Below are 13932 nucleotides of genomic sequence, written 5' to 3'. Positions count from 1 at the left end.
ACTTTTTATCTGGGGTGCCATCAAAGGCACCTCATAGGAGAACTCGTGTCTAAATTACCTAAAAAACAGGTTATCGAATTGAATGCAGACGAAACCATTCAAGATAGAATTCAACTGCATTATGGCAATACATTGATCCGAGCCAATACAGGGGCGGGCAAAACTACTTTTGTGCTTAAATCTTTAATGCGTGATCACAATGTGGTGTTATGTTGTCCAACCATTGCTCAGGTCAAGCAATGTGAAGAAGACTATGGGCATCAGAAAAATATCCATTTTATACATGGAGAAAAATCGTTTTCAAAAGACAGCTTAAAGCATTTATGCAAATCCAGTGTAGTCATTACATATGACCAGTATGCCCGAATAGAAAAGCATTTGGAACAAGATACAGTTGTTGTGATTGATGAGTGCCAAAAGCTTTATTCTGCGGGAAATTATCGTGACAAAGCGATTTATCCCTTATTGTCATCCATCAAAAATGGCAAATATGACCAGACTGTTTTGTTGACAGCTACTTTAACTGAGCCGTTATTCGAGCAGCTTGGCATTAATATCAGCCACTATTTTGATATTCACAAACCAGTGGATCTGAACCGCAGTATTCATATTCGAAGATACAAAGAGGCACACAAGCTAAATGGTTTGCGCCAGATCTGTACTCGTCTTTCAGAAGCAAAGAAAGAAGGTAAGAAAAAAATTGTACTGGTTCGACTGAATGACATTGCACAATCTAAGCTCATTCAGAAATACTTAGAGAAACAAGGTTACTCAGTAATGCTTATCAATCGGGATGAAATGTCCCGTAAAAAATGTACTGAGATGTTGAGTGTTTCTAAACTAGATTCAAAATATCAGGTAGTTCTCTGCACTTCTATTATGGATGAAGCCATTAACTTGAATAATGTCGATGATGAAGTCGATAGCGTGCATATCATGGGACAATACGCTCATCCTGAAGAAATTACCCAATTTATTGGGCGAATGCGTAAAGCAAACCCACCTATATTTATTCATCTTTCACAAGACATCGAGGTGAAAAAGATTGACTGTGATAAGGAACACCAAATACATGTGTCCATGATGGACAAACAATTTAAAAAGATGGGATATTATTTGGAATACGAAGTCCTGCAGCTAATGAAGAAAGATAAGTTCGAAGGCTTTGAAGACTTGATTAATGACAAAATAGACAGAGTTAAGGCGTTCAACGCACTGACTGATGAAGTATTACAGTGTAAGGGGTTTATGCTGGATAATAAAAATATATGTCTAAATACACCCAGTTTGGCAGGGAGAAGATACCAACTCGACTTACATAAATGTTACTTCAATAGTCGTTACCTAAAGTTTCGCCTATTAGAATTGATGCCTCATGCTCAGGCGAAAATAGGTTTATCTCAGGATATTATTGATACCGAGTTGCTTGAAGAGTTGAAGCAATGTGAGGATGAGATTAAGAAAATAAAGGAAGAGGTCATTCCAGAAGTGATGGCTGATATCATAGGAAGTGTTGAGTCAAATACAGACAATATAATTAGCTATTTGCAAGCAGATGTTGAGGGTGGATACAACTTATACGACAAAAGTGAAAAGCCGGTTCATTATGAGGCCTATGAGCAGATGGTACGACTGAGTGGTCAACTTGATAATCTTGCAGATATTGCTGATGCTATCAAAAATAATAAAATTATCGACGTGATAAGTATAAGTCATCAATATAAAGTCAATCCCCTAGTGAGATCTGTGATGAGGGGACTTGAGCAATGGCTACCCAAAAATAATCGGGGGAAAAATTGGTATGGGTATGCTGAGATTACGGAGTTAATGAACAGTTGGCTTAAGTTGGTTGCACAAAACAGGTCTGTTGTTGCTCTCCTTAAAGAGCACCCCTTGAACGATGTATATGTAAATGATCAGAAACAGTTAGTTTTCACGGATGGCGGTTCGATTCGGTTTTTGAAAAGATATACCAATGTCGAAGTGAGGAATGATAAAAAACCCTATGCGATGAAGAAGGTTGGGTTCAAAAGTTTATGCGCATTTGGCTATGTTTTTAGTGATGTGCCAGGATCCTTTGAGCACAAGTACATCAAGATTAATGGAGTCGAATATCATGCAAAAAGTGGACGAAAAAAGCGAGAAATAAAAAAATTAACTGAAATCTATGAAGAAGTATGATTGAAGGATAGATTTGATCATAGAAGAAGGTGGGCTTTGCTCACCTTTTTTAATGTCAGAACAACACTCATGGTACTGAATGCGGTGAAGTCCATGTGTTATTTGGATTTTATGATCGAGAGAAATTCTATACTTGGATAGTCTCATCGAGAGAAGAAAATCCAAATAAAAGGGGAGCAAATATCCCATATTGCAAAACTGGCTAAGCCCTTATAGATAAGGATAAATGCCAATTTGAAGGGGGAGGTTAGGTATTAAATAAAAAAATAAAAATAGGCTAGCCCCCCACTCATAGGTCTACTGCAAAAAACTATACCCTGTACAGGGTAATTCAAGTTCAATTGGGATAGATAAAGGTCTTAGATGCAACTGGAAAAAGAGTTATGGTCTTGTAGGGTCAATCAAAAAACTATTATATTTCTGGGGTCTATTTACTAGGGTCTAGTAGCTTTTTGCGGTCTTTTTAGGGTCTATTGCAAACCTATGCCAGAAAAATCAGCTTAGTTACCTTATATCTACATCAAGAATAGAAATAGCCTAGAGAAGCTATCCTGGGGTCTGAGAATCATAAAATACTTAAAAATCAAGAAGTTGCTGTTATGTGGTAGAGTCTCCTTGTTTTTATTGGATTTTGCATCAGGATTATTGGTTAACTTATTGTATTTATTGTCTATTTTATGAATTACTGTTCTGACTCATAATCCGTTGGTCGACAGTTCAAGTCTGTCTGGGCCCACCATATAAAACAACCACTTACGTGTACTAATCGTAAGTGGTTTTTTTGTTTTTAGATTCTGGTAAGCAAATGGTAAGCAGCTTAAATCAACATTATTCTGTAAGCATTCGCTAAACCCCATAGCTATTTTTTAATTTGAGTTGGGTTTCCATCGGTGTGGAAGTAATACTTCAATCTGGGTCACTTTATGTATCGGCAACCTTTTCGGCACATCACTTAATTGGGCATGCGGATCCAGTCCATTCAGCTTTGCTGACTGAATCAGGTGTATGATATTAGCTGCTCGCTGACAACTGCTCATCGAGCCAGCAAATAACTAGTTATTACGTCCCAAGGCCCTGGAACACATCTGATTTTAGATCCCTTATGAAGCAATGCTTCTTATGTTGATTGGTAAGTTACCATCAACCAGATAGCGGCCAGAGTGCTTGCCAGTTTTTTAGGTTGTAGTTGAGCCTCAGAGCGGTTAGGGAATCCGATAGCAGCGTCAGATGGTGTTAGTTGAGCCATTAATATAGTCTCGATTTGAGGTATTCATTAAAGCGTTCAACTTTACCTTTGGTCTGTACATAGTAGGGCTTACATATGCGGGGGCAAAAACCATATTTTTTAACACAGTTGGGCTGTTAGGGTTCAAGTTTGGTGACTGATTATATTGTTGCAAGATATTCCCTTAAGATTCTGACCGTTTCTAGATATTCAAACTCTAAAACTTCTTGGTAGAACACAACGGCAGGAATCCATTCAGGATAAACAGCATTTATGCGTTCGAGCAAATAAAGTTTATATAAGTCAAGAATACATATTCTAGGTTATAAGCCGATACTGTAGTGTGAAATTGAGCTGTAAATATTTACGCATTGTATTTTTAGATACTACAAGTTTTTGATTTATTAAATTAAAATAATAAACCTTGTTTATACGGTGTGTGGACTGTTGCTTCTTGTGCTAAAGATAAAATTTTTGAGTATTTTAAAATGACGTTATATTAACTATTGGGTTACTTTTAATACTGCTATAGGAATATTTTACACTGCTGATAAAATATAAAAATTAAACCCAATTGATATATTAACTTAACCTGTTATTGTGTTATTGTAATGAAGTAGGTCAACTATATGATAAATTTTTAATTGTAATCTTATTCTTTAGTATATTGTGATTTTAAATAATGATGTTTAAGGAGTATAGTTAAATAATTTTGTTGCAAAAAAATAATAAATATAATTATTATATTTAATGGTTTTTAATGAGGTTCTATTTGAACAGTAAAATTATAATTTTTATATTTTTTAATTAAGTAATATAAATTATATAAAGAATTTTGGTTTGTTAGATGATTCTTCTGAACTGAGTGTTGTTGAAGATAGATGAGATTGACAGTCCTTTGGAAGGTACTCATTTTGCTTTTTTGGTTCCATATTTTCGTTAAAAATATCTCATATAAATCAATGCCATGGTTTTTATTCTGGGTTTTTTAAAATCTTCTTTAGTATTATGAAATCATAAAAAAGTTTCAGATGTATATGAATTACTTAAAAAGTTTAGTTTTATATAAATATATTAATTCAGATACCTTAATCAACATGAAACATAAAGTCAAAAAAATTACCGAAGATAGATTATTGCTATCTACTAGTGAAGCTGCTCGTTTATTAGGGTATGCAGAACAAACACTGCGTAAATGGGCATTGTACGAAAACGGACCAATAAGTCCTATTAGGCATGGTCGTAGTCTTCGATGGAGTAAAGCGGAAGTCTATAAATTTGCTTGTGTCAAAGAAGAATTCTAGAAAAATTGAGACAGCTTTTCTTGTTATTGCATTTGATATAAAAAGACACGCAATAACAAGGAAAGCTAGCTCATCCAGAAAAAATTTATAATTGATTTTTTAAAAATATCATTAGCTTAAATTTGATTGAGATTTAGGTCCTAAGATTTCTCATGCTCAAAAAAAGCCTTTATGAAATTTTTAGAATGATGAATTTGGAGCTAATAATGTCCAAAAAACAAGCTAAACCAAAGAAGAGTTTTAAGCTATCGGACCGGGAACAAGCCAAATTAACTGAAAGTTCGCTAAGAAAATTCTCCGACATAATCGACCAGACAATAAAGCTTACTAATGTTGAGGTAGGTGATCAAAAAAATGCAAAAGATCGACTGAAAAATTCAATGATTACTCGCGTTAAGAAAGACTATTTGAGTCTTACACAACATACGTATCTTTTATCTATTGAAGCTAAAAGTCATGAAGATTGGTTTAAGAATCAAGCTAACTATATTTTTTGGTTAGAGCTATTTACTTATCTTCAAAGTCACAAAATAAAATGTGAATATAGAATTAACTTCTATAAGGAACTTTTTGATTATTTAATTAAATTAGACGATGAAAATTTATTCTATTTAATTAATAAGGAAATCTTGAAGAAGGATAAATATCATATTCCTAAAATAATTTATAAAACAGATTTTATAAATTATTTTAAATTACCTAGAAATATTTTTGAAAAAATCGAAAGTTGATATTGTGGAATGCTGAAATGAATAATAAATTAGATTTAAAAGTTTTTAAATCAAGGTGTGCTTGTTTAACTGAAATTTTATCTTCATATAGAGAAGGTTTACTTCTATTAGAATCATGTGATTTAAAAGATTTTCATAATACTTATATGACTGATGAATTTATGAGGGAATTAAAAGCTTTATGTGAAGGTATATATTCATATTTAAACATAAATAAATCTAAAACCCAATATAAAAGTATTTTGGGGTCATCAAGTGTCTGTATTTTATATAAAAATGTTGAAGATTCGGATATTATAAATAAAGAAAAACAACTTTCGATTAACCAAAATATTTTGAAAATTTTTAATATTGTGAATTTTTTAATTGGGTTAATGTCCAACATAAGGAACTCTCAAAATAAAATTGAAAGGCTAAACTATAATTTCTATCTAATTTTAAAAATGATGGGAAAAAGTTTTAAGGATTTTATTTTCGAAGTATTGCCGATAGTTTCTCAATATTTTAATAATCTTATTGAGTTCGATCATACAGCTAAGACCATTAAAGAGTTCAATACGTATGCAAAAGCCCAAAATGTAGATGTCACAGAATTCTGTAAGGGCCTTGATGTTAATGTTTCAGAAAATATAATCAAAGCTCTAACAAGGTATTTAGACGAGTACAGAATTGCAGTTGAGGATATCTTTTATCACAACAATGTAAGAATTAAAAAGACGGATCAGATTGATAATATTGAAGATTTGGACGTTGATCCGCAGACTTATAATAACCCGCCTTTAGTCACCGAGAGTCATTCTGATTACTCAGATGATAAAGATAGTATTGATGATGAAGTCGATGAAGATAAGATATTGAAGCAGTATGATTATAATTTAAATGAAGATACGCGCAGATTAGCACCGTTTGTTTCACATCAAAAATTGAATCGTCATATAGATAGGGCACAGCAACCAACGGTGAGTAATACTTACTATTTGGACGTACCATTCTTAAAAATTGTAAATCAAGTTTTACATGAACAACTTCATGAAAACAAAGATATGATTGAATCTGCAAAAGCAAGTTGCTGTTTGATGTCAATATTTACAGGGCAGAGTGCAGTTATATTTCAAGACATCAACAGACTACTAAGAACTAAACAATTAAAACGTGACTCTAATCGTGCCTATTATTTATGGGTGGTAGATGCTAATGTAAATAAAAATTTGAAAGGTCAAATTGCTAAAAAAGATAATAAATATAATGAGCATACAACTTGGGAATTCCAGATTCCAGCGATGTGGGTTGATAGAATCAGAGAGGCAAATCTTTCTAATTTAACCCATGTAGATTTTGAAGAGTCTTTATCCGAATGGTTTTATAACCGCCGTATAGGCCCGATATCAGTCACCTCACTTGCCTTACAACTTTCTTTTCATTTGAAACGTATATGTAACGATGATCTTAAGAAAAACTTTTTAATCGGTAGACAGATTTCACATCAAGCTGATTTATCGTATGGGGGATTTTCCTACAAACAGCTAAATGACTCGTTCGATCAATATGTATGGCTTTGGTTTCAAGGTAAGAATGATGTAAATGCTTTAGATCGTCCGCAATTCATTCAAAAAGATGATAAGGCACGAGTGGGAAGCCAACTTGTATGGACATTTAGTCATGCAAAACAATTCATCAATACATTGAATGAAAAAGTTATCCAGGTGCTAAAAGAAGAACAAGATATTGCTGAAAAATTTAACGCTTTCAGTGTTTGGGTCTGGTTTTGTTGTTTATTGTCTTCAGGTGCACGTCCTGTTGTGGGTGCATCTAGTGTCATACAAAACTATGATTTTATCACTAACATTATGTATATCCATGATAAGCACAGTAGATCTCGACAACATGGTCGTTATTCTCCATTGATTGATTTTGTTGTTAATGAATTAAAGCACTACGATGAATTTATTAAAAAAATTAATGCTTTAGATCTTTCTAATACAGTAGAAGACAATATTTATTATCTTTCTTATTGGAAGAAAGGTTCAGAATTCATGAGCTTCACATTGGAGCCACTTACACAAAAGCATATAGCATTTTATTTATCAGAAAAATTTCCTGAAATTGATGAGTTATATCCAAATTGGACGCGCCATTTTGTAAGGAATTTTTTAGAATTGCCCGATGCGATTTTTAAGAGTTGGTATGCGCACGATCAACAAAATCAGATCGGATTTTCAAAATATTCATCTTTACAGCCCTACACCTACATGATTGAAATTCAAGATGCAGTAAACCAGCTGTTTAAAAGACTGGGATTAAAATCAGTGGTGAGCCAATCATGAAAGATGAAGAGTTACAAAAAATTCGAACTAAGCTAGAGTCTTCGACGAATGTTTTATTTGAAAAAATCTCAGAATTTCTTATCCATGAGATCACGGAATCTTGTGAAAAAAAGAAACTTGATGATCTTATTCAAAACGAAATGTATTCGAATCGAGCTAAAGTAGAGAAATACTTTCGCAATAGGAAAATCTCAAAAAAAGATTTGGAAGAATTAAGGAGGTTTTGGTCTGAATTATGTGTGAAAAAAAAGCAAGAAATAGAGTCAAAAATTCCGTGGTTAAAGGATCAATATGAAATTAAGCTTATTCAAAGAGCATATTCAGCTCAAAATATTAAAGATATTCAATCAACGCAAATTAAGTTGCTTAGAGGGCAAAGGTTACATGAGTTTAAGCTCAAGTTGCATTTCTTTTGGGAGACTGAATTACCTAAAAGGCTTAAAACTGATGTTTTTAATGCTGATTTTACGGATGAGCAAAAGGAATTACTTCTTCGACAATTTTTAATGGCTCTAATTATTGATTGTGGGTGTAGTCATAAAAAAGACTTAATAGCGATTTTAAGATCACTCAGAGCATATTTTTCAAATGATCAGTTAAAACCATCAGAATTGTCGAGTGGACTTGTATCCCTATATTGTCAAGGTTCATCAAAAACGGGTTATTTATATAATTATCCAGTAGAAAATGAGAAATATGCGAATCTAGTATATCTCGAAAAACCATACCAAATTAAACAAATTTATCTCACAGCAATTAGTTTGTTGATGATGGTGAGACTGATCAATATTATTGAGTTTGAAACTCAGAGTGAAAGGCGGCAGGGAGAAAAAAGGCTCGTTCAGTTTATAGAGTCTATCGATGCTCAAAATGGTGAAGGCTTTGATCAATATATTGATTTGGCTATATTGGATGTCGATAAAAATAGTGTTTTACGTGATTATTTTGCAAAGGAAAAATATCAATCATTTGAGCATGTCGATTACGTTCAGTATTTTAGTCAAAAAAATACGCTTGATGGTTTCACAACAGCGTTATCTACTGGAACGTTAGACAGCGCTACACTATCAATGTCAACCTTAAAAATGCTGGAGGTACTTGATGCATTTAAAGATAATAAGTCTTTAATAAATAAATCGATTACTTCCGAAAATAAGTTTGATGATCCGGCCAAGATTTATCGAAAGCCTGAGTCTAAAAATATCCAAAAGTTGAGCACAGAGTATCATTGTGCCGCAGAAATTAAAAAAGGATTGATAGGGCAATTTGAAGGTAGAAAAAAAACTGAGGTCATTAAGCAATTGTCAGAAGATATTCAGTTGCTTAAAGAAAGTTACAATAATCAGAAGTATGAAATAGCTAAAGATATTGCTCTTGTGAGTATTCAAATTGCCTTGATGACATGGTATCGGGATTACCTCGTGAGCGGTCAATCTTCAAATGTTTCTAGAGCAAAAGACGGAATTGCACTGAGTTCCTTGGATACTTACAAATCATCATTCGCTGAAGACCTTTTTATGTATGTTGTTACTCATGACCTTGATCTTCTAAAGATGGATGAAGAACAATTTGAGGGAGCATATGAGTATATTTTAAGTGAAAAATTTATTGTTGATAAGCGACGACAAAATAAAGCATCTAAAAATAATGTTAGGGAGGTGAAATATAATAGCTATGGTAAAGCTTTAAAAAATTTAAAAAAATTTCATAAAAGTTTAATGCATAATTTTGATGTTCCTCGAGTTAATTATTTAGACCAGTTAAAATCTGATGATCTTCAGATGTGTAGGGCATCATATATAACTCCAGTGATGTGGGTGCATTTTAATAATTTAATTGGTCGCCAAGTTGATCTGAGTAAAGAACAAAAAAGTATATTCAAAATAATTTGTATGCTTGCTTACCGCACAGGTTTAAGAGTTGGTGAGATTCTTGGGTTAAGGCTAAGAGATTTAGCCATGATTGAGCTAGAAGTTAAAACAATTGGCAATGAGGAATATTATTATTTAACAGCCAGTAATCCTCAATTTATCAAAATTTTTATTCATAATAACTATCATCGTCAGGTCAAGACGACGAATGCAAAACGAGGAATACGCCTTGATGAATTGCTAACTGAATGTGAATTGAATGAATTTATTGGCCTAATCAAAAAGCATCTTAATGTAAAAGTTGATCAAAGAAGGTTGGGGGCAGAAGATTGTTTTATCTTCCAAGATGAATTTGGTCAAATTTTTTCATCTCGTTTTATTGGTGCTAAGACAAAGGAAATTTTTGATACTTTATTCAATAACGAACCACACGATTATTCCTTTCATAGCTTTAGGCATACTGCGACAAACAATTTAGCTTTAATTTTGAAAGGAAGTGAAGCGTTAATGAGAAGTTGGATGGGCTACTCACCTGATCAGATTGCCAAAATTAAAAAATATTTATTGGGTGATACAGACAGTATTGCTGGACGTCAGGATGTTTGGAAGATTTTGGCACATTTTATTGGCCATTCATCTATTGAGATGACAGCCAACTATTACCTGCATTTTGGTTCAATGTTAGTCGGGGATGCATTATGTCCAGATGAAAGTAAAATATCAGCAATTATTGTAAGAGCTTTACTCTCTTGCAGAGTATTCAAGAAACAATTGAATACGTCTCAAATGAAAGAAAAGCTTGAATTAAAAGAAATCTTAGAGAAGATAGCTCCCAATTCAAAGATTATTCAAGACGCAATATTTCCTGATCGGTGGCATACTCAGATATTAAAATGTGAAGATGTAGAGCAAACTGATAATGTAACCGAAAGGCTCAAACTGAAATCAGAATTGAATGATATTATAGATGTACTTTCAGGAAAAAATGAAAATCTAAAGTTGAAAGAAATTGGGACAGACTTGGCCTCAAACCTGTATAAAAATAGACACTTTAAACACAAAAACGATATTTCTAAAAGTAATCCTTTAGACATGCTGTTAAAGCATATCAATAGAAATAAGTCTGGAAATGTATTTAGCGAAGCTGATTTTGAAATTTTCACAGCTGTGCTGGATAGTAACTTTACGTTAGATTATTTTGAGCGCCGTATTCGTCTTATAGGTGCTCGTATGGAGGTGTATATCCAAAGCGAAGTAGAGTATCAGGAGTTGGATAAATTTTGTCGTGAGTTAAAATTTATATACAAGCAGTTTAAAGAAAAAATTAAAATATCAAAACTGTCATGGAAGGAAATTAAAGCTGAACTTGAAGCGGCTAAAAGTAAGAAAGGGGTAAGCATAGAAATTAGTAATTACAACTATAAAGATAATACCTGCCAAAAAATCTTTAGTGATTTATTTTTAGCAGTCATCTATCGCCGTTGGAGTTTGGCCCAGATTAATGATTAATTACTGCGTTAAATAATTTAACAAGTTTAAGAATGTGATTTCAAAAAATGGAGACGGACTACATGAAGGATACCCATATAGATGTAGATCATTGTATTCAAGAAGCTTTACAAGGAAATATCGTTTATTTATACGATAATTTATATTTAGTAAGTGCTGAAACAGCCTTACAGCAAGTCCTTATACCTGAGCATGTTTGCTGTACAGCACCATATTGGGTCATTGGATATAAGTTGCCTAAACCGATTCAAAACCAACAGGAATTAGAGTCATTATTTACATGGCATAACTTTTTTACAGAATTTGCTAGCAATGCTGATGAATTTAAAGAGTTTAACCCTAGGGGCGAGTAATGAAACTTTATAGTGTCAGCCCTTATAGTTTTTAAATTCATCTTCATGAGTACATGATAACTTCAGTATTGACTGAATATTAAAGGATTATTTGTGAGTCGAAGTGTAAAGAGGCAACTCAGTTTCTTTTTAATCGTACTTTGCGGAGTAATTGCCTATAATTATGTGGCTACTCGTCAAATAGAACATACGGTGGTGAATTCTAGCGTTCAAGAGCGAGAGCGAGCATTTATGCAAAAACGAGCTGAATACATAAAAAATCACGGTGAGACCAGTATGGCTGATCAAGAAATTAAGCAAGAACTGGCATTCAGAAGAGCACATTTTTTAATTAATAGTTCGTCTTCGTATCAGAGTGCTAAAGAGCAAGATCTTGAAAAATTTGTAAAGTGAGGTACATATTATGGTAGATCAAATTATTTCTAAAGATAATGCGAAAATATTTGCTGAATCCGCAGCAAAAAATTAGTAAGATGAAATAATAAAGTGTGACGATCTCAGGTCTATACTAAACGCAACTAATCAACCTCCTATGAAAATCGTCAGAACTGGTAAAAATGTCATGGAGTTTTTAGAGGATTGATTTTTAAGACATTGTTTTATTTTTATTTGATCGCTGTGATTTTAATGAAGTATTGCGGGATCATTACTCAATTTTAATTTATGTCATAATTTATTAATCTTAATTTCAGATAAAAATCAAGGAGACAATGAATGTCGAGAAAAGTAATAATGACTACAAATGAAAGACGTCTTCAAGTATTAAATCAAATGCGTGCTAGCTACCGTGGTGTGCAGCTTTTAAAGCAAGATAGAACTAGATTTATACAGCATAGTACTACGGCTCAATCTAGCTTATTTTCCACAAGCGATAGTAGGTATCATGCATGTGATGAACTATCAATGGAAACGAATGAGAGTGATGTGTTGAAAGAAACTGCTGAAGCTATGTACGCATCTACAGGTGATACAATTTGGTTAAGCTTTTAAATATAAAATTCAAGCGCTTTATATCGTTTCAATGAGCAGAGTTCAAAATTGCTTGAGTACGTCGTCAATTGATATTTCCTCTTCCACATAGAAAATACCATTTTGATCTGCTTTCATTTTTTTAATAGTCATACCTTCAAGCTTGGCAATCTCGATTAAATCGTCAAGTATTTGATCTGCAATTTTATTTTTCCAATCATTTTCTGGGTCTAAAGGATTCGACATGAGTTTCTCCTAGTTCATGGTGTAGAAGCTAAATCAACAGTACTATAGGATGTATGATATTAGAGTTGGTTTAAATTGCTTCAATACGAGTATGACTACTTAAACTTCGATGATCAAATTTTCTCTAAACCCATTTTTACCTTGCTCTGGTGGATAACCCAAAGGATTGATCACTAATCTACATCCATCGACTACAGTATCCACTGATGTATGCGTATGTCCTGCAATCCATAATTTAAAGCCTTTTATATCTAAGTCATTAATAAAATAGGGATTGAGTGCTGATGCAACAGGATGCGTACCCCAATATGGATCAAGACAAGCTAAATGAGGCGGGAAGTGAGTAATGACAATCACATTATCTTGATCCTTAAATTTCATAATATTTTCATGATATTTTTTAAATAATTCTATGTAGTCATTAGCAGTTATCGTTCGATGATCACTACCAATCATGATTTGATCAAAATCATAAATCGATTGTTCAGCATCTTTTTGAGACTGTAAAAGTACGTTAGGAGATGTAAGTGGGGAATTAGAGCGGAAGTTCGTAAATAACGTGCCGCCTACAAATATTTTATCTTGAATTTTGATATGGTTGTCGTCAAGTAGTGCATTTTCAGGGTAGTTTTCTTTCAAGAAATTCACGACTGAACTGTAGTTAGAGCTGTAGTAATCATGATTACCTAAAACAAAAATAAATTTTTTATTCAGAGATTTACATTTTTCGGCAAACTCAATTGCACCACTTAAGCGATTAGAAAAATCGCCAGCGTGAATAATGACATCAGCTTGCTCTGATATTGAATATTTAGAATTGTGAGTATCCGATAAAATTTGCAGTTTCAATCTACTTCCTTTATTAAATTACGCTGCTTAAATATATAGAGTTTCATTGCGATCAGTTTACAGCAACTAAATATTGTAGAAATTATAAGATACTTATCTGTATTCTTAAGCCTCTAAAAATATAGGTAATTATTTTTGAATCAATTGATTAAATATTAATCATAAAATTTGACCAATTGAATTTATGCACATAAGATAAAGATGTTACAGCAAAATCTGTGACCAGGCGTGGAAACCTGAATTTACTACAGAAGCAGTAAACCGCTTTGGCGGTTTTTTGCGTTAACTATGTTTAGTCTATCGTAATGGTAGGCCAAGCAGGGCAGTCTTTGACTGGCCGTCTTCTGTAGTACGGTATTTCCACCCCTGT

At 33.1% G+C, this 13932-nt stretch carries 10 protein-coding genes and 1 pseudogene; 8 read left to right on the top strand and 3 right to left on the bottom strand.

Annotation, left to right across the window (positions count from 1 at the left end; all coding sequences use genetic code 11):
* Window positions 1-45 precede the first annotated feature (45 nt).
* Window positions 46-2181, top strand: coding sequence for a DEAD/DEAH box helicase (locus B3J29_RS13885; RefSeq protein WP_286965919.1), 2136 nt, complete (start codon window positions 46-48; stop codon window positions 2179-2181).
* 866 nt (window positions 2182-3047) lie between these two features.
* Here B3J29_RS13885 and B3J29_RS13880 read toward each other — a convergent pair.
* A pseudogene (locus B3J29_RS13880) lies at window positions 3048-3414 on the bottom strand (transposase domain-containing protein); the annotation flags it as partial.
* A gap of 1029 nt (window positions 3415-4443) precedes the next feature.
* Between B3J29_RS13880 and B3J29_RS13875 the strand changes: the two are divergent.
* From B3J29_RS13875 to B3J29_RS13845, 7 genes are all read left to right on the top strand, one after another.
* Window positions 4444-4710 (top strand): helix-turn-helix domain-containing protein, encoded by a 267-nt coding sequence (locus tag B3J29_RS13875; RefSeq protein WP_286965918.1) that lies wholly within the window; start codon window positions 4444-4446, stop codon window positions 4708-4710.
* Between the two features lie 206 nt (window positions 4711-4916).
* Complete coding sequence (locus tag B3J29_RS13870; protein ID WP_286965917.1) at window positions 4917-5441, top strand: hypothetical protein; 525 nt, start codon at window positions 4917-4919, stop codon at window positions 5439-5441.
* A 17-nt stretch (window positions 5442-5458) separates the two neighbouring features.
* Window positions 5459-7765: a hypothetical protein gene (locus B3J29_RS13865; protein WP_286965916.1), complete on the top strand. Its 2307-nt coding sequence runs from the start codon at window positions 5459-5461 to the stop codon at window positions 7763-7765.
* On the top strand, window positions 7762-11145 hold the full coding sequence (locus tag B3J29_RS13860; RefSeq protein ID WP_286965915.1) for an integrase: 3384 nt from the start codon (window positions 7762-7764) through the stop codon (window positions 11143-11145). The genes B3J29_RS13865 and B3J29_RS13860 overlap by 4 nt, the downstream gene beginning before the upstream one ends.
* A 62-nt stretch (window positions 11146-11207) precedes the next feature.
* Window positions 11208-11498 (top strand): hypothetical protein, encoded by a 291-nt coding sequence (locus B3J29_RS13855; RefSeq protein ID WP_005236317.1) that lies wholly within the window; start codon window positions 11208-11210, stop codon window positions 11496-11498.
* Window positions 11499-11591: 93 nt separating this feature from the next.
* Entirely contained in the window at window positions 11592-11891 is a 300-nt protein-coding gene (locus tag B3J29_RS13850) for a hypothetical protein (protein ID WP_005236314.1), read from the top strand.
* Between the two features lie 321 nt (window positions 11892-12212).
* Window positions 12213-12488 (top strand): hypothetical protein, encoded by a 276-nt coding sequence (locus B3J29_RS13845; RefSeq protein ID WP_286965912.1) that lies wholly within the window; start codon window positions 12213-12215, stop codon window positions 12486-12488.
* A 42-nt stretch (window positions 12489-12530) separates the two neighbouring features.
* Here the strand turns inward: B3J29_RS13845 and B3J29_RS13840 are convergent, their stop codons facing one another.
* Both B3J29_RS13840 and B3J29_RS13835 read right to left on the bottom strand, forming a co-directional pair.
* Window positions 12531-12713 carry a hypothetical protein gene (locus tag B3J29_RS13840; protein WP_005236300.1) on the bottom strand — a complete coding sequence of 61 codons (183 nt, stop codon included), beginning with the start codon at window positions 12711-12713 and terminating at the stop codon, window positions 12531-12533.
* Between the two features lie 99 nt (window positions 12714-12812).
* Window positions 12813-13562 (bottom strand): metallophosphoesterase family protein, encoded by a 750-nt coding sequence (locus tag B3J29_RS13835; protein WP_180036609.1) that lies wholly within the window; start codon window positions 13560-13562, stop codon window positions 12813-12815.
* Window positions 13563-13932: the final 370 nt, after the last annotated feature.

The organism is Acinetobacter sp. UBA5984, from assembly GCF_002429925.1.
Taxonomy (GTDB): Bacteria; Pseudomonadota; Gammaproteobacteria; order Pseudomonadales; family Moraxellaceae; genus Acinetobacter; species Acinetobacter variabilis.
The sequence above is the reverse complement of the archived record's forward strand: the minus strand, read 5'-3'. Positions and strand labels throughout refer to the sequence as shown.